The sequence below is a fragment of the Paenibacillus sp. cl141a genome, from assembly GCF_900109305.1.
GTDB lineage: Bacteria > Bacillota > Bacilli > Paenibacillales > Paenibacillaceae > Paenibacillus_AQ > Paenibacillus_AQ lautus_A.
This window is the reverse complement of record NZ_FNZO01000007.1, coordinates 241,047-264,418: the sequence shown is the minus strand read 5'-3', so window position 1 is coordinate 264,418 and position 23,372 is coordinate 241,047. Positions and strand designations below refer to the sequence as shown.

General features: G+C 50.2%; 25 protein-coding genes and 1 pseudogene. 13 read left to right on the top strand and 13 right to left on the bottom strand.

Annotated elements, in window-relative coordinates; genetic code table 11:
- Nucleotides 1-25: 25 nt before the first annotated feature.
- The 3 genes from BMX45_RS20295 to BMX45_RS20285 are packed head-to-tail and all read right to left on the bottom strand — an operon-like array spanning nucleotide 26 to nucleotide 1,969.
- On the bottom strand, nucleotides 26-670 hold the full coding sequence (locus tag BMX45_RS20295) for a DUF2306 domain-containing protein (RefSeq protein ID WP_090911251.1): 645 nt from the start codon (nucleotides 668-670) through the stop codon (nucleotides 26-28).
- A 22-nt stretch (nucleotides 671-692) separates the two neighbouring features.
- Nucleotides 693-1,730, bottom strand: a complete 1,038-nt coding sequence (locus BMX45_RS20290) for a DJ-1/PfpI family protein (protein WP_090911250.1) — start codon at nucleotides 1,728-1,730, stop codon at nucleotides 693-695.
- Nucleotides 1,731-1,747: 17 nt separating this feature from the next.
- A complete protein-coding gene (locus tag BMX45_RS20285) occupies nucleotides 1,748-1,969 on the bottom strand; it encodes an SHOCT domain-containing protein (protein ID WP_090911249.1) in 222 nt (73 codons plus the stop codon).
- Between the two features lie 206 nt (nucleotides 1,970-2,175).
- Here BMX45_RS20285 and BMX45_RS20280 point away from each other — a divergent pair, with 206 nt between their 5' ends.
- From BMX45_RS20280 to BMX45_RS20250, 7 genes and pseudogenes are all read left to right on the top strand, one after another.
- Nucleotides 2,176-2,862 carry a response regulator transcription factor gene (locus BMX45_RS20280; protein ID WP_090911248.1) on the top strand — a complete coding sequence of 229 codons (687 nt, stop codon included), beginning with the start codon at nucleotides 2,176-2,178 and terminating at the stop codon, nucleotides 2,860-2,862.
- 1 nt (nucleotide 2,863) lies between these two features.
- Entirely contained in the window at nucleotides 2,864-4,198 is a 1,335-nt protein-coding gene (locus tag BMX45_RS20275; RefSeq protein WP_090911247.1) for a sensor histidine kinase, read from the top strand.
- Between the two features lie 5 nt (nucleotides 4,199-4,203).
- A pseudogene (locus tag BMX45_RS20270) lies at nucleotides 4,204-4,769 on the top strand (glutathione peroxidase).
- A 124-nt stretch (nucleotides 4,770-4,893) separates the two neighbouring features.
- A complete protein-coding gene (locus tag BMX45_RS20265) occupies nucleotides 4,894-5,445 on the top strand; it encodes a GNAT family N-acetyltransferase (RefSeq protein WP_090911246.1) in 552 nt (183 codons plus the stop codon).
- Between the two features lie 279 nt (nucleotides 5,446-5,724).
- Nucleotides 5,725-6,381 (top strand): SGNH/GDSL hydrolase family protein, encoded by a 657-nt coding sequence (locus tag BMX45_RS20260; protein WP_090911245.1) that lies wholly within the window; start codon nucleotides 5,725-5,727, stop codon nucleotides 6,379-6,381.
- 20 nt (nucleotides 6,382-6,401) lie between these two features.
- Nucleotides 6,402-7,433 (top strand): AraC family transcriptional regulator, encoded by a 1,032-nt coding sequence (locus tag BMX45_RS20255; protein WP_090911244.1) that lies wholly within the window; start codon nucleotides 6,402-6,404, stop codon nucleotides 7,431-7,433.
- A 66-nt stretch (nucleotides 7,434-7,499) separates the two neighbouring features.
- Entirely contained in the window at nucleotides 7,500-8,294 is a 795-nt protein-coding gene (locus BMX45_RS20250) for an SDR family NAD(P)-dependent oxidoreductase (RefSeq protein ID WP_090911243.1), read from the top strand.
- Nucleotides 8,295-8,391: 97 nt separating this feature from the next.
- Here the strand turns inward: BMX45_RS20250 and tatC are convergent, their stop codons facing one another.
- The 3 genes from tatC to BMX45_RS20235 are packed head-to-tail and all read right to left on the bottom strand — an operon-like array spanning nucleotide 8,392 to nucleotide 10,009.
- Nucleotides 8,392-9,129, bottom strand: coding sequence for a twin-arginine translocase subunit TatC (gene tatC, locus BMX45_RS20245; protein WP_090911242.1), 738 nt, complete (start codon nucleotides 9,127-9,129; stop codon nucleotides 8,392-8,394).
- Nucleotides 9,126-9,311 (bottom strand): twin-arginine translocase TatA/TatE family subunit, encoded by a 186-nt coding sequence (tatA, locus tag BMX45_RS20240; protein ID WP_015735144.1) that lies wholly within the window; start codon nucleotides 9,309-9,311, stop codon nucleotides 9,126-9,128. The genes tatC and tatA overlap by 4 nt, the downstream gene beginning before the upstream one ends.
- Before the next feature lie 17 nt (nucleotides 9,312-9,328).
- Complete coding sequence (locus tag BMX45_RS20235; RefSeq protein WP_090911241.1) at nucleotides 9,329-10,009, bottom strand: hypothetical protein; 681 nt, start codon at nucleotides 10,007-10,009, stop codon at nucleotides 9,329-9,331.
- Between the two features lie 123 nt (nucleotides 10,010-10,132).
- Here BMX45_RS20235 and BMX45_RS20230 point away from each other — a divergent pair, with 123 nt between their 5' ends.
- The 5 genes from BMX45_RS20230 (at nucleotide 10,133) to BMX45_RS20210 (ending at nucleotide 15,352) form a co-directional block, all read left to right on the top strand.
- Complete coding sequence (locus BMX45_RS20230; protein WP_090911240.1) at nucleotides 10,133-10,894, top strand: gluconate 2-dehydrogenase subunit 3 family protein; 762 nt, start codon at nucleotides 10,133-10,135, stop codon at nucleotides 10,892-10,894.
- 30 nt (nucleotides 10,895-10,924) lie between these two features.
- A complete protein-coding gene (locus tag BMX45_RS20225) occupies nucleotides 10,925-12,637 on the top strand; it encodes a GMC family oxidoreductase (RefSeq protein WP_090911239.1) in 1,713 nt (570 codons plus the stop codon).
- 32 nt (nucleotides 12,638-12,669) lie between these two features.
- Nucleotides 12,670-13,050 (top strand): c-type cytochrome, encoded by a 381-nt coding sequence (locus tag BMX45_RS20220; RefSeq protein WP_090911238.1) that lies wholly within the window; start codon nucleotides 12,670-12,672, stop codon nucleotides 13,048-13,050.
- Nucleotides 13,051-13,175: 125 nt separating this feature from the next.
- Nucleotides 13,176-13,889, top strand: a complete 714-nt coding sequence (locus BMX45_RS20215) for an alpha/beta hydrolase (protein WP_090911237.1) — start codon at nucleotides 13,176-13,178, stop codon at nucleotides 13,887-13,889.
- Nucleotides 13,890-13,996: 107 nt separating this feature from the next.
- Nucleotides 13,997-15,352: an amino acid permease gene (locus BMX45_RS20210; RefSeq protein ID WP_090911236.1), complete on the top strand. Its 1,356-nt coding sequence runs from the start codon at nucleotides 13,997-13,999 to the stop codon at nucleotides 15,350-15,352.
- A 462-nt stretch (nucleotides 15,353-15,814) separates the two neighbouring features.
- Here the strand turns inward: BMX45_RS20210 and BMX45_RS20205 are convergent, their stop codons facing one another.
- The 7 genes from BMX45_RS20205 to BMX45_RS20175 form a co-directional block, all read right to left on the bottom strand.
- The gene (locus BMX45_RS20205; protein WP_175495170.1) at nucleotides 15,815-16,870 is read right to left on the bottom strand and encodes a hypothetical protein; all 1,056 of its coding nucleotides are present in this window, start codon (nucleotides 16,868-16,870) and stop codon (nucleotides 15,815-15,817) included.
- On the bottom strand, nucleotides 16,860-17,435 hold the full coding sequence (locus tag BMX45_RS20200) for a sigma-70 family RNA polymerase sigma factor (RefSeq protein WP_090911235.1): 576 nt from the start codon (nucleotides 17,433-17,435) through the stop codon (nucleotides 16,860-16,862). Before BMX45_RS20200 ends, BMX45_RS20205 begins: the two co-directional genes overlap by 11 nt.
- Before the next feature lie 403 nt (nucleotides 17,436-17,838).
- Nucleotides 17,839-18,021, bottom strand: a complete 183-nt coding sequence (locus tag BMX45_RS20195) for a hypothetical protein (protein ID WP_009590220.1) — start codon at nucleotides 18,019-18,021, stop codon at nucleotides 17,839-17,841.
- A 74-nt stretch (nucleotides 18,022-18,095) separates the two neighbouring features.
- Nucleotides 18,096-18,899, bottom strand: coding sequence for a phosphonate ABC transporter, permease protein PhnE (gene phnE / locus BMX45_RS20190; protein WP_090911234.1), 804 nt, complete (start codon nucleotides 18,897-18,899; stop codon nucleotides 18,096-18,098).
- Complete coding sequence (phnE, locus tag BMX45_RS20185; protein WP_090911233.1) at nucleotides 18,896-19,720, bottom strand: phosphonate ABC transporter, permease protein PhnE; 825 nt, start codon at nucleotides 19,718-19,720, stop codon at nucleotides 18,896-18,898. The genes phnE (BMX45_RS20190) and phnE (BMX45_RS20185) overlap by 4 nt, the downstream gene beginning before the upstream one ends.
- A complete protein-coding gene (phnC, locus tag BMX45_RS20180; protein ID WP_090911232.1) occupies nucleotides 19,717-20,490 on the bottom strand; it encodes a phosphonate ABC transporter ATP-binding protein in 774 nt (257 codons plus the stop codon). The genes phnE (BMX45_RS20185) and phnC overlap by 4 nt, the downstream gene beginning before the upstream one ends.
- A gap of 21 nt (nucleotides 20,491-20,511) precedes the next feature.
- Nucleotides 20,512-21,489 carry a phosphate/phosphite/phosphonate ABC transporter substrate-binding protein gene (locus BMX45_RS20175; RefSeq protein ID WP_175495173.1) on the bottom strand — a complete coding sequence of 326 codons (978 nt, stop codon included), beginning with the start codon at nucleotides 21,487-21,489 and terminating at the stop codon, nucleotides 20,512-20,514.
- Between the two features lie 189 nt (nucleotides 21,490-21,678).
- On the opposite strand from BMX45_RS20175, the gene BMX45_RS20170 reads away from it, so the two are divergent.
- The gene (locus BMX45_RS20170; RefSeq protein ID WP_090911231.1) at nucleotides 21,679-23,301 is read left to right on the top strand and encodes a bifunctional metallophosphatase/5'-nucleotidase; all 1,623 of its coding nucleotides are present in this window, start codon (nucleotides 21,679-21,681) and stop codon (nucleotides 23,299-23,301) included.
- The last annotated feature ends 71 nt before the right edge of the window (nucleotides 23,302-23,372 follow it).

Genomic DNA, 23,372 nt, shown 5'->3' with positions numbered 1-23,372 from the left:
GAAAATAAAAAACGAACCATTCCAATCAAGGAATGAGTTCGTTTTTTTCGGTTGGTTTCGTTCTGATGATGATTTCAGGAATAACGATCAGCAGCGCAATAGAGCCGTATAGGCCAATGGTGTAACTTGTGGCGTAAATCATACCGAAAGCCTGATGAACAAGAGAAGTGATAAGATGAATCAACAGGTTCGTGAAGCAGAAGGCGTAACTCCGGATCATCCAGTTCCGATGAAGGTTGATTCGTTTCCTCTTGATTTGGATGAACGCCGTCATGGTGACAAACAGCCAGATCAGATTGAGCGCGTTGAATCCCATGCTGCTGATTTTTCCGCCGGTGGCGTAAGGCGCCATATATCCGGAGGTCAGGACAACCACCAGTACGGACACGAGGTAGACGTAGCCGTTGAAACGATGGAACCGGCGGCTTTTTTCAAACATTCGATTGGAAAAATTGATCAAGCCCGACGCCATGGCCAGACAAGCAAATCCAACATGAACGTACATGACATTCAACCAGACCGGAAGATTCAGCTCCCGCTTCAGCCCGGTTTTTCGGCTTAAAAAACCAGCAGCACCGGGATCGATCCAATAGTTTTTGACCAGGGCGTATAGAATAAATACAAGGCTGACACAGGCCAGCAGCCGATATAATGATTTCCGATTCTTCATGCAGTTCCATAACCTCCGACTCTTAGGAAACCCGTGTTCCGGTTAATTTGGATGCCGGCAGCATGCCGGCTTTGGCGGTTCCGGTCATAACATCTCCGTCCGCGGTAACTTCGAATTTCAGGTTCAGGCGCATGGGTTTCGTGATGGGAAGCGACCAGGCCAGCTTGCCGTTCTGAAGCACAGGGCTCCTGAATTGGATGGTTTCATCTCCTTGCGTTGCCGTACCTTCGATGATGTCGTTCCTTGCCGATATGGAGAGCCTGACTTCCATTTTCCCTACAGGCGTAGCGATGATCGTATCCCAATCCCCTTCGAACATAGAAGCCTGCGTGAGTTGGTGACCCGAGGCTGCGCTAGTCAACACCCCATGGTTCGGTGATACGATCGGTTCATTGTCGCCCGGCAAAGACTTTTGCGTGCTTGGTTCCAGGCCGATCGCCTTCCATACCGTTCCTCTTCGTTCGTACTCGAATAACTGCTCTACCGCGTGCGCGATGCGCGGTCCGAGTTCCCGTTCAACCAAGTACAGTGCCACATCAAGCCCGGATGTGACACCGCCCCCGGTAACGAGGCTGCCGTCGTCCACGACCCGTGCCTTGATCGGGACTGCCCCGGTTGCACCAAGCAAGTCCATGCCGAGGTGATGCGTTACCGCAGATCTCCCTTCCAATAGTCCTCCCATGGACAGCAGCAGAGAGCCGCCGCATACGGTAGCGACTACGATGTCCTGCCGGTCGAGTGCCTGCCCGATCATACCGGTCAATTCGGTATTCATTGCCCGGCCCAAAATAACCGGAATCGAATCGGGGCCATCACCATCGACCTCGCCCGACGCGCCAGGCACGAGAATGATGCCCGCGCATTCCGGATTCAGTCGGCCGCTCGCTTCAATTCTTAATCCGTTAACGCCGCTAGCCACAGCCCTTGGTCCTTCAGCCGTGACCAATTCCACGCTTAATTCATGTTCTGCATACCTCGCTGCCGCGCAGAAAACCTCGTAAGGCGAAATGGCATCCAGCAGGTCGAAGCCATCAAATAACACGATTTGTACAGTTAGCAATATAAAACCTCCCGTCCTTAATGGGTTAGTAGCTCTTTCAGCATGCGATATTCCTTCTCATCCAGCTCACCCTTTGCCAATCGGCTCTTCAGAATCAAAGCGATGTCCCTGTCCTGCAGCCTGTCGTCTTTGTAGCGATGGCGAATCGCGTAGATCCGAACAGCTGCTATACTAAAAAGCGTAAGACAAAACAAAACGCCGAAAGGAAAAAACGAAAACCCGTCGTTTTCCAATCCCATAAGATAACCTCCCTTTAACATGGATTGCCCGGACGACCACCTGAATGAAGCCCCGTCCGTTGTCCGCAAATAGAAGCTTACCAAACGAATATCTCAAACGAAGTCGTAAAAAGGTCACAAAAGTATAAACAAACCATCACAATTCATGGGCTCTCGTCGGTTCATGCAAAAAAAATGATAAACTAGAAGGCAAAGGTGGGATTTGCATGAGCGGAGACAATACGATACTCGTTGTCGACGATGACCATAGCATCGTCGAACTATTAAGGGACTTTCTTGAGAATGACAGCTTTCACGTGAAGACTGCTGGTGATGCGGAGGAGGCGTGGGCCATATTCCAACAGCATCCCATTCATTGCATGGTACTGGACATCATGATGCCGGGACAAAATGGATTTGAGCTGTGCCGCCGGATTCGGGCGGAAAGCCATGTTCCGATTCTCTTTTTGAGTGCCCGCAGCGACGATGTGGACAAAATCCGGGGGCTGACGCTCGGAGGCGATGATTATATCGTCAAAACGGCTTCTCCCGGGGAGATCGTGGCCCGCGTGAAAGCCGTACTGCGGCGCTCCGCGACCCGTCAGCCAATGGAGGGGAGGGTATTGGATTACGGCCGCCTCCGGTTGAATTTGTCCACAAGAGAAGTGGTCGTGGAAGGCAATAACGTCGTGCTCACGCCGAAGGAGTTCGAACTTCTGCGATTATTCGCCGAGCATCCTAAACATGTTTTCACCTATGATCAGCTGCTTGCGAAATTTTGGGACGGGGTGGGCGACAGGCATACGATCCGTGTCCATCTCAGCCGGCTGCGCGAGAAAATCGAAGCCGATCCGAACCAGCCGCAATTCCTCGTTAACGTGTGGGGAGTAGGCTATCGCTTTGAGGGTGGTTGACATGAAGACGCTGCGCATTCGAACCTTTACCATGCTTTGCTTTTTCTTTATCCTTCTGTTACCGTGGATCTTTTTTGTCACTGCCCATTTTATGGAGACCAAGACGCTCAGCTTCGAAAAAGGACGTCTGCAAAATGAGACGCTGCAAAGTAATGTATCAGAAATGATACGCTTCATTGAAGCCGGCTCCGGCCAATGGACGGAACCAGCTTGGCAAAATCAATTGAAAACGGCGCTGCATGAAGCGAAAATGGATGTTCTTCTTCAATCCGCGGAAGATCGGGAGTTGTATCGGTCTAATCCGGAACGCAGCGGCACGTCGTTGTCAACGGAACGATTCTCCGTCATCAAGGATAGTCAATTGCTGGGTAGGGTAACTCTGTATTTGCCAAGAACCAATGAAAAACAGGTCATGTCGGCTTTTGCGGGACTGCTGCTTGCAATCTTGATTGTCGGCATGGGTATGAGACGGTTCGTGCTCAAACCGCTTGAGAAGATGGGGAATGCAGCCAGGCAAATCGCGACAGGCGATTGGAACGCGCGGTTGCCCTCATCCAGGGTCACCGAGATCGCCGAAGTACGCGATGGATTCGAAGTGATGGTGAAGGGGCTTGAGAAATCCTATCAAAAACAAGCCGAATTGGAGCAGGAACGCCGATTCGTGATTGCTGCCGTTGCGCATGATTTACGGACGCCGTTGTTTGCGTTGCGGGGTTATTTGGATGGCTTGGAACAAGGAATCGCTCAATCCCCGCAGATGGTCGCCAAATATGTAGCGGTATGCAAGGAAAAATCGGTGCAGTTGGATCGTCTCGTGGAGGATCTTTTCACATTTACGAGGATGGAATATTTGGAGACGGAACTGAGTCGCAGCACCGTTGATTTGAGAGATGTTATCCAGAATTCGATGGACAGCCTGCGGCCGCTGGCGGCTGACAAACATATTACCATTACCGAACAATCCATGGGAGATTGTCACCTAAGCGGCGATGCGCATTTATTGGAGCGCGCCATGAATAATCTCCTTGATAATGCCGTCAGGCATACACCCTTGGATGGTGAAATTGCTGTGCGATGCTGCAAGGACGGCAACCGGATCAGGTTTACGGTACGCGATACCGGACCGGGCTTCTCCTCGGAAGACCTGGAGCGCGTTTTTGAACCCTTGTACCGTGGGGAGGCGTCTCGAAGCCGATCAACTGGAGGCAGCGGGTTAGGGTTGACCATTTCACAAAGAATCATAAGGCGGCACGGAGGTGAAATAACCGTCAGCAACCATCCGGAGGGAGGAGCGCTGCTGGAAGGATGGTTACCTGCCGCAACCTCCGCACAATAGGATGGATGGTTGTTAGTCTTATTCCTCTCAGTGAGGACACATTATCCAAATTCCAGGGCAAGGTTCTTCTAATTGTTAATGCTGCCAGCAGGTGTGCATACTCCCGTCAAATTGCCGACCTTGAGCAGCTTTATATACGTTACCGTAAACAGGGATTTGAAATACTTGGTTTTCCGTGCAACCAATTCAATGAAAAAGAGCCTGGGAGCCATGCAGAAGTTCATGAATGTTACGAGGACCGCTTAGGATCGACCTTTTCTTTGTTTGAAAAAGTCGAGGTCGCGGTCCGGCAGCCCAACCGATATTCTCTTATCTTACACATCGGGCACCATTCGAAGGCATTGAAACTCAAACTCCGAACGGGCAATGGATGAAGAATTTTCTGCTGGATAAACATTCGGACATTTACGCAGGTGAATGAATAAAGTGGAATTTCACGAATTTCCTGATTGATCGTAATGGTAACGTAGCCTGTCGGTATGAAACTGTAACCGAACCGCTTGAGATCGAACCGGTTATCGTTCTAACTTCTCGGAAACCAATAAACCGTCCAATCTCAACGCTTTTGTGAAATTGGAGGCAGGATAGTTTAACTATAAGTGTTTTATCGTCTGCACAGATCGGCGAATCCATGGTACTTTAGAGTTAGCTTGGATATCTCGAATAAGTGGAACAAAACTTGGAGGCTTAGGGAAATGAAAAAAAGGCTTGAAACACGGATAGAAGGGGACCGCATTGTGCTCCGTCCCGTAAGGGAAGATGAATTTGATGTATACTTCGAATTATTGCAGGATGCGGAGTCTAACCGATTAACCGGAACACAGCAGACGTTCACCAAGGATTCGATTGCGGCTTGGATTCATAACATCGGATACGCCCATGAGGATCGCCTGGATATGATGATTGCGGAGAAGGAATCGGACGAATTAATCGGAGAAGTGGTCCTGAACGAAATCGACCTCAATAATCGCAGCGGCAATATCCGCATATCGATCTCCGATCGGCACAGCAATAAAGGATACGGCACGGAGGCCTTGAAGCTTATGCTGCGTTATGGTTTCGAAAGTATACGACTGCACCGTATCGAGTTAAGCGTATATGCGTTTAATCCCCGGGCCATTCATGTCTACGAGAAGCTTGGTTTCGTACGGGAAGGTACCCTGCGAGACTCGCTATATTGGGACGGAGCATACCATGATATGATTGTAATGTCGATTCTGGAGGAAGAATACCGGCAGCTGCCATAGTCATTCCTGTATCCCTATATCATATTACGAAAGAAGTCGCCAGAATCGGCGACTTCTTTATTTGCTATTATAAATGGAGTTTCTTTTTAATGAGATGTCGAGAAGCGAAACCTCTTGGGGCTCTCTTTAGCGAGCTATTCAAACAACTAACAACAATGTATAAAAATACAATCCCAGTTGTTAAATCCTGGAACTCGCTTTCGATACACTGGTCAAGGTAGAGGGAATTTAGGTACAATAGCTAAACAATCTCATTATTTAAGATCGGAGACAGCGACTATGGAGAACCAGAGAAAAACCATTATATTTCAGGGTGATTCGATAACTGACGGCAATTGGGGAAGAAACCAGGACCCTAATCATATTTTGGGACATGGCTACGTCTATCTCATCGCTGCGCAGCTCGGATTGGAATTCGCCCAAAGCCAGCCGCTATTTATAAATCGAGGGGTCAGCGGCAATCGCGTATCGGATCTGTATGCAAGATGGAACGAAGATGCCTTTAGCTTGAAGCCTGATCTCATCAGTATTCTGGCAGGTGTGAACGATGCAGGCCGTATCATTCAAGGTCAGCCCGAAGGAGCAACAGACCGTTTCGAACGAATCTATCGCCAACTGCTGAGCGAAACAAGGGAAGTTCTACCGGAAACCGGCCTGGTGCTGTGCGAGCCTTTTGTTTTGCAAACGGCGGCTACCGCGAATGGATGGGATCAATGGCGCAGCAAGATCGATGAATACGGTTCAATCGTTCGGCAGTTGGCAGAGGAATATCACACGCTTTTTGTTCCTTTGCAGGAAGTATTCAACCAAGCAGCCCAAAACGTTGCGGCGGAATACTGGTTATGGGACGGTGTTCATCCTACGGCAGCGGGACACCAGTTGTTGGCCAGGGAGTGGTTAAAGACCGTCCAGCAAAGTGACTTGGCTATCCGATGATGAATAGGAGTTCTATAGATATGAAGTCTCATGTGTCCGACCGGATTAAACTCCCTCCGGGATTTTGGACAGGATTAAGACAAATGGGGATTGCCGCTGAGGACGTGGCCCGCAAAGCGCGCTTGCCGCTTACGATCATCACTGGAGCGGAAGTCACCACCGCCCAATACTTCGCGATTTGGCAGGCATATTCCGATCTCGTGGGTGATCTGGCCAAGGGCATCGTCGAGCTTGCAACCGTCTTTGAAACGGCGAAGTACCCGCCAACCGTCTTAGCGACTTACCACGCTCGTGACTATCGCGAGGCTTTATATCGAATGTCACGGTACAAACAGCTTTGCCCGCCTGAAGGTTTGCATATCACCGAGCAGGGCGAGCTCTGCACGATTGATCTGGAGTGGGGGAACAGCCTGCAGACCGGTCCACCGATGCTGGTCGGAATCACGCTGGCATATCTGCTTGAGCTCGGACGCCGGGGGACCGGTCAACCGTTGAGGGCACGACTCGTGGAATTTTCCGAGCCTATGGGCGATGTAGAGACCCTTGAAGCTTTTTTTGGCTGCCGAATCCGGTTTGGCGCAGCACGCAATCGGCTCTCGCTGCTTCGACAAGATCTGGACCGTCCCTTTATCTCTTACAATGAAGAACTGCTGGAGATCCTGACTCCCGCCCTGGACCGATCGCTTGATGAACGGCGGAACAGCCGTTCCGTTTCCGATAGGGTCAAATGGATCTTGAAACGCTTCCTCACGGGAGGGCGCCCCGACATTCACGTTGTCGCGAAAGAAATGGGAATGAGCGACCGTACTCTTCAGCGCAAGCTGACAGATGAAAACACGAGCTACAAGCAGCTGTTGACACAAGCCAGACATGAGCAGGCGATCGAGTATTTGGCAGACCCTTCTATCGATCTTAAAGAAGTGGCGTTTTTGATTGGTTATGCAGACCAGAACTCATTCTACCGCGCGTTCCGCATGTGGGAAGGCGATACCCCTTCGAATTGGCGCGCTGCAAATGGCGCGAGAAGCAAGAACTTTGGCGCCATAGGCTAGTTACCTGGCTATCCATTCAAGGTAATATAATCATGATCCAGATCGCAAAGGAGACATGTTTAAATTATGGATATGGAATTAAACAATAAAACAGCGTTGGTTACAGGCTCTACGAAAGGGATAGGCAAGGCGATTGCCATTGAACTTGCCAGAGAGGGAGTCCATGTTCTCATTAACGGACGAAATGATGAAGAGGTTGAACGAACCGTACACGAAATAAAATCGAAATTTCCGAATACCTCTCCGCAAAAGGCAACCGCCGATTTGGTGGATATCGGTCAACGAGAGGCTCTATTCGAAAAATACCCTCATGTTGATATTCTGGTTAACAATATGGGGATATACGAAATCATGTCGTACGAGGACGTTGACGATGAAGTATGGGAGACATACTTCCGTACCAACGTGCTTGCTGCAAACGGATTAACCCAATTTTATTTGCCAGGCATGCTGAAGAACGATTTTGGCCGCATTATCTTTATGGCGAGTGAAGAAGCCGTGATGCCTTCCGGACAAATGCCGCAGTACTGCATGACAAAATCCATGCTGTTATCCTTGGCCAAAAGCTTGTCCAAATTAACGAGAGGAACCGAAGTTACCGTCAATACGATTATGCCGGGACCGACTCTCTCCGAGAACGTGCAGCATATTATCGAGGGTATATTCGCCAATGAAGATATGACTTTTTCGGAAAAAGAGAAAGCATTCATGGCCGCAAACCTGCCACAATCTGAAATTCAACGATTCATTAGGCCTTTTGAGATTGGCAGATTGGCAACATTTTTATGCAGTCCTTATGCTTCCGCGTTTAGAGGCTCTCCCATTCGTATGGATGGGGGAATGGTTCCGACCATTTTCTAACGTTCATGAAATAACAATGTTGGCTTCAAACAACAAAAGCTTGGGATCCCAATAGGAGATCTCCAAGCTTTTTTGTTGTTTTGCAATAATAAAGGTGTTACTCGCTTATGAGCTCCAGCTTGTTCAGCCTTTTGTGGTACACCATGCGAGACAGTCCGATGCTGATCTCATATAAGAGGAACAGCGGCACGATGACGAGAATATCCGACACAAAATCCGGCGGCGTTATGGTGACGGCTGCAACCGTCAGCAGCAAATAGGCAATTTTCCGCATCTTCGATAAGCGCAGCGGATTCAGAATGCCGATCGACGTTAAGAACATGATGACAACCGGCATTTCAAACAGAACGCCGAACGGTACGGTCATATTGATCATGAAGCGGAAGTATTTTTCGGCAGTATAGGCCGTAATGAAATGATTCGAGAGCGAATCCAGGAAGGACAGGACCATAGGGTATACGATAAAGTAGCCAAAGGCCAGACCTGCGAGAAAGAGCCCCCCAATTGCGGGGATATACGCCAAGGAAGCCCGGCGTTCCACGGTGCTCAGACCGGGGACGACAAATTGCCATACTTGAAAACCGGCTACCGGCATCGTCACCGCAAGGGCGATTACGCCGGCAATCATGAAGTATACCCATATCACATCCGTCGGCCCCAGCACTTGGAGCTGCCCTTCAACGTCGCGAGTCAGCATTTCATACAGCGGTTCCACATATAGAAAAGCGGCACAAAGGGCCACCAAGAAGGTGCCCAATGTAATGAGGATCCGCTTGCGGAGCTCCGTTAAGTGCTCTAATAGATGCAGCTCCTGCTCCTGTACCTGCTCGGTCATTTCAATTTATCTCCGTCTTGGATATCTTCCGCTGAAACCAGTTCCCGCGTGGAGTTCTTGAATTCGCTTAGCGTTCGGCCGAAGGCCCGTCCTAGTTCAGGCAGCTTCGAAGGGCCGAAGATAATCAAGGCGATCAACAAGATGAGAATCAGTCCTGTCACGCCGATGTTTCCTAGAGGCATATGATCAACTCCTTTAGCTATTTTTTATCCGAAGCCATCCGAAGCAGCTCCGAAATATCCCTGGCTATCGACTCATCGCGCGGTGAATCATGCAGCTTCGTGGCAATGCGGTTTATCAGCGCAGGTGCTTGCGGATTGGTCACCGTCAGAATTTGCACTTCCTCATTAAACATATTCTTCACTTGCTCTTTGGCTTGCGACATATTATCGTTGTCCGCGGCCTTGACTCCCATGACACCTTCGTTCGGCTCACCTTTGCCCGACATTCCTTCCGTCTGACTTAACACCTTCTTCTGCATGCTGTCATAGTGGTTGGAAGAAACCTGTGATTCTGCGCGTGCCAGGACAATCGTGTCATTCAAGACAAAAGCCTTCACTCCGTCGATGCCTTGACCTGCGAGTCTTGACTGTACATGGGAAGAGACGCCGCCTTCATGCAGGCTGGATGAACCGATCATGCTGTACACGGACATACCCATACCGCTAGTGGTTTTGCCTTGGACGTTGGTCGTTTCGGTTTTCGGCCCATGATAGCTCGGAATCACATCGGCACTGTGCAGGTGAACAGTGTCGGGGTTACCTGGCTGGGTAGACTGCGCATTTTGTTGATTGTCTGTTTGATTCAAGCAGGCTGTTAATGAAAGAAGCAGTACGGAACCCAAGAGGGGACCTTTCCACCTGCTCCAAAATGGTTTCATGAGCATTCGCCTCCATATCGGTAGTAATTTTATCATGCCCGGATGGAGAATAATGTATGAATGAAATTTTGATGGGGACAATACCCATTATTCAAAATGATGAAGAGTAGGGGTGCTGAAAGTTTGAGCGAACAAGACCAACAACAAACGAAACCAGCGAAGCCTGACGGCTCGCAGACGATGTCACGGCGGAAGTTTCTGAGAAACTCCGGTTATGCCGTGGGAGGTGTCGTGCTGGGCGGTGTACTCGGCTATCTTCTGCCCAAGCAGAAAACTCCGCCTGCAGCGCCGGCGCCGGCGCAGAATGAAAACAACTACAACCAAGCGTTAATGTTCTTTAACCAGGAACAATACAGGATTACGGAAGCAGCCGTAGAACGCATTTTTCCGGCGGATGACAATGGTCCTGGAGCCAAAGAGCTGGGCGCTGCATTTTTCATCGACCACCAGCTGGCCGGTGATTGGGGTTTCAATGCAAGAGATTATATGCAGCCCCCTTTCTATGTTGGAGAGAAAACGCAAGGCTATCAAGGCCGATTAAGACGGCGAGAGATATTCTATATTGGTCTCCGCGAGATTCAGAACTACAGTCAGAAAAAGTATCAAAAAGACTTCCCGAGCCTGGCGCCGGAGGAACAGGATGCCGTGTTAACTGCCTTTCAGAACGACGATGTCAAATTGACAACGATTTCGGCCAGCGGGTTCTTCAACCTGCTTCGCAGCAGCACATTGGAAGGGGTTTACAGCGATCCCCTATACGGTGGCAATAAAAATATGCAGGGCTGGACGATGCGCCAATATCCGGGTAACCAAATGGCTTACACGAATATTATTGAGAAGAATTTCACCGTCATCCCGCCGAAGAGTTTAAAGGACCACCTATAACAGCTCATCCATAGCGAAAGGAGTACACAAATGGCCAAAAAATTACCGAAAACGGATGTTGTCATTATCGGCGTCGGCTGGGCTGGCGGGATTATCGCCTCGGAATTGACCAAGAAGGGTTTATCCGTCGTCGGTTTGGAAAGAGGTAAAGAAAGGGTAACGGAAGACTACTACATGGCTCACGATGAGCTCCGTTACGCGCTTCGGTACGATTTAATGCAGGACCTTTCCAAAGAAACGATTACCTTTCGCAGCACCGAAAAAATACGTGCACTGCCGATGAGGCAGTACGGATCGTTTCTGTTAGGGGAGGGACTGGGGGGAGCCGGCGTGCACTGGAACGGGCAAACGTTCCGTTTCCTGCCCTACGATTTTAAAATCCGGAGCATGACGGAAGAACGTTATGGGAAAGATAAAATACCGCCGGAAATGACGATCCAGGACTGGGGTATCACCTACGATCAGCTCGAGCCGTATTTTGATAAGTTCGAGAAGACGACCGGCATCTCCGGCGAGGAAAACCCCTTGGCAGGGAAACGTTCGAATCCGTACCCTACACCGCCTATGCTCCACACGCCATCCATGAAGATGTTTGCGGATGCTGCGAAAAACCTGAAACTCAATCCGTATACGGTTCCTTCTGCCAATCTGTCGGAAAGCTACACGAATCCGGATGGCATATCACGAGCCGCATGCCAGTATTGCGGATACTGCGAGCGGTTTGGCTGCGAATACGGAGCGAAAGCGGATCCTGTCGTTACCGTGATTCCTGTTGCGAAAAAAACCGGAAAGTTCGAAATCCGAACCCATTCTTATGTTCGAAGAATTTTGCATAAGGGAGGTAAGGCAACGGGCGTCATGTACACGGACCTCACGACCGGAGAGGAAATCGAACAACCGGCGGATATCGTAGTATCCACGGGATACGTATTTAACAATACCCGTTTGATGCTCCTCTCTAAAATCGGCAAACCATACGACTCGTCCAGCGGGACGGGCGTCATTGGCAAAAACTATGCCTATCAGGTGATCAAGGGGAATGCCGCCGGATTTTTTGAGGATAAATTCAATCTGTTTGCCGGTGCGGGAAGCCTAGGTATGGGTCTGGACGATTTTAACGGCGACAATTTTGATCACTCGGACTTGAAGTTCATTCATGGGGGGAACATTGCCCACACCATAACCGGACAAAGACCCATTCAAAACAATCCGGTACCGGAGGAATCACCGCGTTGGGGAAAAGAGTTTAAGGCGAATTCCTTGAAGTATGCAAACAGCGTGCTGTCCGTAGGCTCTCAGGGCTCATCAATGCCTTTTAGGCATCACTATCTGGATTTGGATCCCACCTATAAGGACGCATTCGGAGACCCGTTGATTCGAATCACGTTTGATTTCGAAGAGCAGGACCGCCAGTTGGCCAGGTATCTTTCAGATCGCTGCGCGGAGATCGTGCAGGAGATGGGTGGCCAGAACATTATGAAATTGAAGGAACTGGGACCTTACGAAATTACGACATACCAATCGACCCATAATACCGGCGGGGTGATTATGGGAGAGAACCCTGGCAATTCGGCCGTCAACAACTACTTGCAAATGTGGGATATGGAAAATTTGTTTGTGGTAGGCGCATCCGCGTTCCCGCATAATAGCGGCTATAATCCGACCGGGACGGTCGGGGCTCTTGCTTATCGTACAGCGGAGGGAATCCTGGAATACAGCAAAAAAGGCGGGCTGTTAGTATAGCTCGCACTATACTAAAGGAGGCAGTTTCAACAATGTTCAAAAAAGGGTTACTGTTTGTACTGCTATTGACAACTTTCGCTTTTGCAGCGGTAGCATGCGGCGGCAATAAGACATCCGAGCCAGCACCAGCTCCTGCAGAAAACGGCGGACAAGCTCCGGAAGGAGCAACCGGCGGGAATGCAACCAACGATGAAGCCATGTCACTGTATAATGCCAACTGCATGGCTTGCCATGCTACCGACTTAGGCGGAGGCGGAAGCTTTCCCAGCCTGCAAAACGTAGGATCCAAATACGATGCCAGCCAAATTGCGGGCATCATCACGAATGGGCGCAATGGAATGCCGGCATTCCAGGGCAAGCTGACGGAAGACGAAATTAATGTACTGTCCCAATGGTTGGCTGCCAAAAAATAAGACGAGCCGATTGGAAGAAAGCAGGACCCTCATGATACCATGCAGATACGGATGCATGGTGATCATGAGGGTTTATTATATTGTACAAGGAATTTGAAACGAACTAGGAGGGGGCTATTAGAAACATGACTGAAGCATTCGTATCTCCCCATAGCACCTGTTCCCTGGATTGCAGTACGGTTGTTTGTTTTTTTGCCGGAGTTCTGACCTATCGGAATAACTTTGAAGACGCAGCCATCGAGATAGCCCGAAGATACCCAAATGCCAAAATTGTGATGATCTTTCCTTACGGGATGGCCAACGGCAGGGAGGGGGGCGCTTTATTCCGTCTGTTGGCCCGGCAGCTTACTCAAGTCGGCTATGATCTGGCGCGTGAGCGCTCCCTTCGAGTAATCAACGCTGGGGAGATCATCCGCGACCATGCCGCAGGCTGCGACCGCCTGATCCTGATCGGGCACAGTGCTGGGGGCATAGTGGCCTACCGAACAGGATTATATATGAAAGAGAAGTTTGGATTGCAGGAAGTTCAGGTGTTTGCCGTGGGGTGTCCCAAATTCTATTTGAAGGACATCCCCTACAATAATCGGTTTACATATATCACGGGCCAGAATCCGGACAGGATCACCCAAATCGGCAGCTGGCGCAAACCCGGTTCGAGAGTGTACCGGGGAAGGCCGGGGCGTGAGATTCAATTGGATTTTAATCCGGATCATCAAGGATGGCGGTTTCATGCGTCCTATTTTCTGAAATCGGCCTGGACCGATTCGAACCAAACGTTCCGTACCAATTCGGAAGACCTGGTCTCCCAAATCCATGAATTGGATTCAGAGAATAAATAGTTACCGTAATAAATATTATGTAAACTAATAATTTCTTTTTGCTTCCTTTACCGAAAAGGTTATACTAATCATTGGGTTTATACGATCGTCATCAGGAGGATATGCATATGGCAATACAAGATGGAGATTCACTACAGAAGAAATTGAGGCCAAGGCATATCAGCTTTATGGCTATGGGCGGCGTCATCGGCACCGGCATATTTAAGGGAAGCGCCGAGACGATCGGTCTTGCCGGACCGGGCGTGATCTTTTCTTATATCTTTGCGGGACTGCTGCTGTTGGTCGTGATGGGTGCCATGACGGAGATGGCTACGGTATATCCGGGGCGAAACATGAAGGACTTTGTTCGGCAAGCGTTCGGAGAGCGGGTATCCTTTGTCATGGGCTGGATGTATTGTTTTATGTGGCTGTCGGTTTGCGTAATCGAAGTGATTGCGGCAGGCAGCTTTCTGCAGTACTGGTTTCCCGACGTGCCGCTGTGGATGCTGAGCCTGGCAAGCGCAGCGCTCATTATTCTCATCAATATGATGAGCGTCGGGAGCTTTGGCGAAGTGGAATTCTGGCTTGCGGGCATCAAAATCGCCATGATTATGATCTTTATCGTGCTCGGGAGCTTACTAATGTTCGGAGTGATTCCGAGTTCCGATGCCCCGTTCCTTAACAATTTCACAGCGCACGGCGGGTTCCTGCCCAACGGATGGTTTGCCATCTTTTCCGCCTTGCTGGTCGTTACCTTTTCGTATGGCGGCTCCGAGCTGATCGGACTCACATTGACCGAAACCGAGCATGCGGACAAAATCCTGCCGAAAGTCGTGCGCAATTTTATTTTACGGGTGATTTTGTTCTTCACGCTGCCGATTCTGATTATATGCGGATTGATTCCGTGGAACCAGCTCGGCGGAGAGGCGAGTCCTTTTGTTCAAGTGCTGTCGGCTACCGGGCTTCAGGGAACGGCCCACATCATGAATTTTATTCTCGTGACGGCCGTGCTGTCGGCAGCCAATTCCGGCATATATGGCGCGACGCGCATGATTTATTCCATGGCAGCCGCCGGAGAGGCGCCAAAGAGCTTGGCCAAAACCACGAATAAAGGCATACCGCTTAATACGTTGAAACTCTGTGCGATCATACTATTAGCGGGTTCCTTGCTTGGACTGATCGCGCAAGACCAGCTGTTTCGGGTTTTGATGGCGGTCCCTGGCTTTGTCGTTGTGCTGGTATGGATCTGCATTTGTTTCTCGCAGCTGAAACTGCGCAAAGCTTATCCGAAGCAGCCCAGCTTTAAGGTATGGGGGTTCCCCTACATAACCGGGGTAACTGCCCTCTGCTTGTCAGTGATCGCGGTCCTGTTTCTTATTGACGGTCAGAACCGTGTCAGCATCAGCGTATGTCTGGCCATTCTGGTGCTATTGGTTGTCTGGTCCATCATGAAATTCAAAAAAAGAGCAGAGTCGGATAACTGAAGGATGATGGGCTTCAACTTCACGGTAATCGGACAAGCTGGACATGGTGTCATGAACCGGTTACAACGCCTGTACATTCATTAGATTCATAGTCTAAAATCATAGCTGCGGCTCATGCGCAAACTTCCTTGCATGTGAGACCGTAGTTTTTTTTGCCAGTTCATACTCCGTTCATATTGTCGTTACGGGGAGTACATCTTCATGGGTTAAGATTTCATTAGCGGCACATGGAGGAAGCCTAACTAACCGAACAGGACAAGAGAAGATGAACGTGACACAAACTGAGATAATGAATATGAGGAATGGGACGAAATCCAAGAAAGCACGAAGTATATTGCTTAAAATCATTGGGGCAAGTAAAGGAGGGGCAAGCCCTTTAACGAAAATGTGCATAGATTGGATTCAATGAAAAAGCCGGGTTTTCCTTCATGAAGGAATCCGGCTTTTGGTTGAATCAATGAGTTATTTCTTCGATGGGGTTACCGTTCTGTATTCAATAACTTGCAATACTTTCGGTTCAATCGCTTGTAACATGTGATCATTTGAAAGGTTGTTGGCAGGAAGTTCGCCATTTGCTTCACTTTGGATTTGTAAATCAACCTGTGATTGTGCAATGACATCCACAACCTGCTGCTTCGAGACATTTTTGGATGCTGCAATCTCCACTACGGATTTACCTTTAGCTAATTCTTGTTTTAGTTCAATCGGACTCATGTTAAGTAAGGAAAAAAGTTTGTCGTCATTCAAAAAGGCATCTGCAAAATAATCAGGCTTGCCATTCGTAGTGAAGAAACCTTCTACTTTATCGTCTGAGGACGACGTTTCACCTCCAATCAGCGAAAGACTGATGGAATGTCCCTGAACCAGGACCTGATAGAAGGGGGTTGTTGATCCCTTTTGGGTGTAATTCAGCATCAACGTTTTCTGATCCGGATTTTCCATTGGCTCCATAGCAAACTCGTACGTTTCATTGCTGCCGTATAGTGCATGGATCAGTTGATCGACCTTCGACTTGATTTCCTGTTCGGTTAAAGCCGTGAGCGGCTTCTCCTTAGGCTCCCAATTCTCTTGAATCACGTGTTCGATCTCACCCGTCATACTGTTGGTATGAAGGGCTATCTTTTTGCCGGTTCCTCCTTTTTCCTGGAGGATGATGCTGGTTTGGACACCTTGAACGGTGCTTGCATCGATGATTTCAAACTTTTTGGTTTCGGGAAATGCGCGGTACAGCTTCTCAAGGGTAGCTTTGCCAATCTCATCCGTCTTGACTTGTTCAATGGTCATCGGCGTTCTGGTCAGCATTTCAATCAGGGTAGGGGCAGCAAATGCTGCGGTTGGAATCAAAATCGCCGTTGCTACTATTCCAGCTATAAAACGTTTTTTCATGGTTTTTCCACTCCTTTGTCTTTGCAAATATTGTGTATAGGATTGTTCGATTCGGTTGGTAATGGCTTGAGGGCAATCCAACGTTTCTGCTTCTTTGCGCAGATGCTCTCGGATCTTGCGTTCAATAGTCATTGATCTTTTCCATCCTTTCCGGGAGGAGATTCCATATGTTTTTTCGAAGCGCCTGGATGCCCGCATGATATCTGGACTTGACGGTACCCAGCGGAATATCGAGCAGGGCAGCAATCTCCTCCAGCGTATAGTCGTGAAAAAAGCGGAGAATAATGACCGTTCGCTGTTTAGCCGTCAGTTTATGAATGGCCTGCGATATCATTTGGTTCGTCCCGTCCATCAATACCGAAGGTTGATCCCAATGCGACTCTTCCCGGGCGAAGGCACGAATGCGCTCGAAAATCCGGAATCTCCGCCAGCGCTTGACTCGAAATCTTTGCACTTGACGGATGACGAGGCCATGCAGCCAGAAATGGAAAGGGCGGTTCGTATCGTAATTGGCCAGCGACGTCCACATTTGCATATATATCTCATTCATGACATCTTCCCGGTCCTGCGGATGATCCACCAGAAAGGAAACGGTACGGTAGACGTCCTGATAGGTGGCATCATACATCGCATGAAATGCCTGTTGATCACCGTCTTTCATTTGTTGGAGTAATTGGAACATATATTCACTTTGCATTCAGAGGGCCCTCCTGGGTAAGCAGCTTACACCCTATATTGTCTCTGTATCGAAAAAAGGTTCGGGTTCTTGTATATTTTTTTTCTTAAACGATCGCTACGTTTACTTTGAGATTATAGCCGATGTTAGCTGGAGGAAATAACATTGGTTGATAAAATGATGACTCGGCAGTCTCTATTACAGAAGCGCGGGATGTGCATTTACTATGGAATACGTGGTAAAGTAGACGATACTCTATCTGCTGGTCAACAAGGAATAACTTAAAAACCTCGTATCCTTCACGGATACGAGGTTTTTTTAATCATGGAGGGGTTTTGAAGATCCATGCCAATCAAAATCAATGGTGTGACATTGTTATTGGCAAGATCATAACAGATCTCGAATGTAAGAGGGAGGTTGCACGTTAATGATGAATGTCGCACTTGTTCATGATGAAGGAGATTTGATTCTCCAATCGGTTCAATCGTTCCTGGGTTTCCGAGTCTCCAGTGCCTTGTCCCCGCAACGCAGCAAGCTCTTGCTTCAGTTGATGGAGATCGTCGCCGGCTTTGGAGCAGTCGTAGTCGCTTTCCAAGTTGTCGAGCATTAGGGTTCCTCCTAGGTTCAAATCTGTTGTTCTTCCCTAGTATGGAGGATGCTTCCAAAGTTATTCACGGTTGGTTAAACCAGCTTTTTCCGGAGCGATCCCGAAATGAAATCGACCACGGTGATCATCACGATGATGCCGAGCAAAATGATGCCGACGCGGTCCCAGTTCCGTGAGCTCAGCGCAAAAATGAGCGGTGTGCCGATGCCGCCTGCGCCAATGACCCCGAGGATAGTGGCGGAGCGAAGGTTAATCTCGAAACGGTAAAGGATATACGAGAGAAAACCCGGAAGCACCTGCGGCAGTACGGCGAATCGCACCATTTGCAGCCGCGTCGCCCCCGCAGCAATCAGTGCCTCGGTCGGACCCGTATCAATCTGCTCCACCTCTTCGGAGAACAGCTTGCCTAGCATGCCGACGGAATGCAGACCTAATGCGAGTACGCCGGCAAAAGATCCGGGCCCGACCGCCTTGATAAACAGCAGCGCCATCACGATTTCGGGAAAAACGCGGATCAAGCTGAGCAGCGTTTTGCCCGAACCGGAAGCGAATACCGTCCGGCTCATGTTAGCTGCGGCCCAGAAAGCGAACGGGATGCAGATCAATGCCGAGATGACCGTCCCCAATATGGAAATGGCCAGCGTATCGAGCATGCCCCGAAGCAGATCTTCTCCGCCTGGCAAGTAGACAAAATCCCAATCCGGCGAAAACAAACCGGTGAATATGGCCTTCGTCACCTGACCGGCGGTCTCCTTGATCCCGGAGAACGGAATGCCCGCAAAGGCCCAGATATAAACAACGGCAAGCAGGGCGTAGATCAGTAAGCGGAGGCGGCTTTTTTTCGGTTGGGGAACGACGTCGTTCCATGATTTGCTCATATCCATTTCTCCCGCAATTTCGTACTAAGGTAATCGATCACCAGGACCACGACCAGGGTGAAGATGATGATCATGCATGTTTTGTCATATTCGAAGAAGCCGAGCGTCACTTCATAATAATGACCGATGCCGCCGGCCCCTACCAGACCGAGTACGGCAGCGGCACGGATGTTGATTTCGAACGTGTACAAGGTGAAGGAAGCGAAATGCGCCCGAATTTGCGGGACGACGCCATACACGATCAACTGTGCCAGATTTGCACCGACTGCAGTCATGGCCTCCAGCGGACCGGGATCTATTGCTTCCAGCGCTTCATAGGTGAGCTTCGCGATCAAGCCCAGCGAAAAAACGGATAGGGCAAAGATTCCCGGCAGTGGACCAAGTCCCAGTATCGCGACAAAAAAAGCGGCGAGCAGCAGGTCCGGAATCGTACGGACCAAGTTCAGCAAAAAGCGGACCGGATAAGTGATCCAGCGGCTCTTGATCAGATTGCCTGCACATAGCAGCGCCACCGGAACCGCCAAAAAGGCGCCAAGCGTGGTCCCGATCAGCGCCATGCGTATCGTCTCCAGCATCGCCTGCCAGATGTTGTCGAGATAGCTCCATCTCGGCGGGAACATTTCCCGCAGCAGGTCGAGCATGTTCGGCAGACCTTCCACAAGCTCCTTGAAGGTAGCATCCGTCTGAAGCGAACTGCCCCATACCAGAAGCAGCAGGAAAGCCGCCGTTAAGTAATGCTTTAGTTTGCCCGGCGGTTTCGGACGAAGCAGGGGAGGCTGCACCGGTTGCTCGAATGGCGCCGTATCGAGTTCCATCTTCATACCGCCGTTTCCTCCAATATTCCATCCTTGCCGAATGGCCGTCCGTATATTTCCGTAAATCGCTCGTCCGTCGCGTCCGACACGGGGCCGTCAAAAACAATTTCTCCGGCGCGCATACCGATAATCCGCGTAGCGTACTGTCTAGCCAGATCGATCGAATGCAGATTCACGATGGTCGTAATATCGGATTCCGCGTTAATCCGTTTCAGATCATCCATGACCTGCTTTGTGGTCAAAGGATCCAGGGAAGCCACCGGCTCGTCCGCCAGAATGATCTTGGCCTCCTGCGCCAGCACGCGGGCGATTGCGACCCGCTGCTGCTGTCCGCCGGAAAGCTCGTCCGCGCGGGCATACGCCTTTTGGACAATGCCTACCCGATCCAGCGCTTGAAAGGCCAAGTCCATATCGGGCTTGGGAAAACGGCCCAATAGGGTACGCAGGGTGGAATGGTAGCCGACGCGTCCGGCCAGCACATTGCGAAGCACGGAAGAGCGCTTCACCAGGTTGAAGCTCTGAAAGATCATCCCGATATCCCGGCGGATGCGGCGCAGTTCCTTGCCCTTGGCCGATGTAATCGATTGGCCGCCGATCACGATTTCTCCCTCGGTAATGTCATGAAGCCGATTCATCGACCGCAGCAGGGTCGACTTACCGGCACCGGACAACCCGACGATCGCCACGAACTCGCCGCGGTCGATCGTCAGATTTATATGATGTAATCCCTTGGTTCCATTAGCGTATGTTTTTGAAACATTGCGAATTTCAATCATGGTCTTCAGTCCCTTATCTTTTTACTCGGTCTTGACCTTTTCGCCATATTCCCGGACAATCTCAAATTGAGTGTCATCCGATTTGACATAACCTTCATGCGTGTAAATTTCGGAAATGATTTTGTGGCCTTCCTCGTCTTGCCCGATCTCGATAAACGCATTTTGCAGCTTCTCCATCCATTCCGGGCTCATATCGGAACGCACGCTGATCGTATCGTTCGGAATCTTCTCGGTATAGGTCAGCACGCGCGTATCTTCAAACACGGTCGGGTAATCCCCCTTGACGACATTGCGGGCATCCTGGAAAATGGCTGCCGCGTCGACATCGCCGTTCAGCACGGCAAGGACTGCCTGATCATGACCTTTGACCGTAACCGGCTGAACGTCCTTCAGCGGATCGATTCCGTTATCCATCAAGACTGCAGCCGGCCATACATAGCCGGCAGAAGACGAGACGTTCTGGTAGGCGATTTTCTTTCCCTTCAGATCAGCCACGGATTGGATGGCAGCGTCTTTTTTCACGATCAGCATCGCCTTATAAAAATCAACAAGCTCTTCCGTCGGTTCGCCGGTTTCATCCTTGACGCCGAAACGCTGGGCCTGAAGAATGACTTCGGCAGCGCCTTTCTCTTTGGCTAATACATAGGCGGTGGGCGGCAGAAAGCCGACGTCCACTTTCTTGGATGCCATTGCCTCTACGATGGTGTTATAGTCGGTCGATACGCTGACCTCTACCGGGATGCCGACTTTATCGGACAACAGCTTCTCTAGCGGTTTAGCTTTGGCCTCAAGCGTGTCCGCATTCTGGGAAGGGACGAATTGCACCGTCAGTTTTTCCGGGACGTAACCGGTCGGTTCCGATGCTGGGCTGCTGTCCGCATTCGTACCTTGCGGTTTCTCCTGGCTCGCGTTAGCAGCGGCTTTGCCGCCGGTGTCGGCATTCCCTCCACATCCGCTGAGGACAGCGACGGATAAGAGCAGGGGCATCGTGAATTTCATCCATTTTTTCAAAGCAATGACCTCCGTTTTTTAGATTTCCTATTTTGTCTTACCTGCTTCACTATAAGGATTGAGTGTTAATGGTCTGTCAAGGAATTGATAACTCTTTGTAAAGTTTTGGAATTTTAATATAAAGCTGCATCTCGGTTGATAGAATAGGAAGGAGAAGGTACGAACAGGAGGGATGGCATGAAATCGACGATCACAAGAACGATCGCCGTGCTGGCTACTAGCGACCTGCATGGACATCTGTATCCAACCGATTACCGAACCCGGGACGAACGGGATATCGGACTTGGCAAGCTGGCGTCCCTGATCCGTGAAGAACGGCGCAGACATCCGGACTTGCTGCTGATTGATAATGGAGATGTGATTCAGGGATCTCCGCTGGCTGCCTATGCATTGAAAAACAATGTCGAAATACACCCCATGATTGCGGCTATGAATGGACTGGGTTATGATGCGGCGGTGCTGGGAAACCACGAATTCAATTATGGTATGGGGACCGTGGACAACGTCGTGCGAAGTTCCGTATTCCCTTGGCTGTCAGCAGGCATCCGGCTGCAGGGCAGCAAGAAGCCCGCTTTCGGACGGCCTTACCTGATCAAGGATCTGAACGGCATCAAGGTGGCGGTTCTAGGTGTGACGACGCATTATATTCCGAAATGGGAGAACCCGTTTCACATTCAGGGTCTAGAATTCCATGATGCCTTAGAAACCGTCAAGGAATGGGTGCCGCGCATCCGAAGGGAAGAGCGGCCCGATGTGATGATCGTGGCATACCACGGCGGATTCGAGCGTGATATGGAGACGGGGGAGCCGGCGGAAAATCTGACGGGAGAAAATCAGGCCTATGCGATGTGTGCTGAGGTGAATGGCATCGATGTGCTGATCACCGGGCACCAGCATCGCCTACTTGGTACGCATTTGCATGGGGTGGCTGTCGTTCAGCCCGGCTGCAACGGCCAGGCTATCGGCAAAATCAGCGTTGATCTCGTTCGGGAACAAGAACGCTGGGTCATCGTGGAGAAACGAGCCGAGCTGCTGCGACCGGAGCACGGGACGGCGGCCGATAAGACCGTGCTTTTTTCCAGCGGGGACCTCGAAGACAGGACTCAGGCATGGCTCAACGAAACGATTGGACGCGTTCACGGCAGCATGAGCCTGAGCGATCCGGCAGCCTGCCGGCTTACGGAGCATCCTTTTATCGAGTTCATTCATCGCGTGCAGCTTGAATTCGCGGGGGTTAACGTTTCCTGCGCGGCTTTACTAAGCGAATCTTCCAAGGGTTTCGGAGAGATCATTACGAGGCGGGATATCCTTACGAATTTCATGTTTCCGAATACCTTGGTCGTGCTGCGCCTGACCGGCAAAGACATCCGGGCCGCGCTGGAGCAGACGGCCTGCTATTTCGTGGTCGGCCCGAACGGGAGCCCTGCCGTAAATCCGGCATATTTGGAGCCGAAACCCCAGCATTATAACTATGACATGTGGGAAGGCATTGAATATACGCTAAACATTGCGGAGCCTCCGGGATCCAGGGTGATCAAGCTGAAATACAACGGAGTGGATCTCCCGGACGAGAAGGAGCTGGATGTGGTCATGAACAGCTACCGGGCTAGCGGAGGAGGAGACTACGTCATGTTCCGGGGCAAGAGAGTGATTCGCGAGATTCTCATCGATACGGCAGATTTAGTGGAGGAGTATATATCGGGACGTGGGTTCATAACGGCTTCATGCAATCACAATTGGAAAGTGGTCGTCGGAGCCAATGCCCCGCTTCCAAAGATCGCAAATAAAATCTTGTATTGATGACAATACTTGTCACTATTGGCCATTATGATTGGATTGAGCACGTCATCCGACGTCCTCTCCCGGGGGGA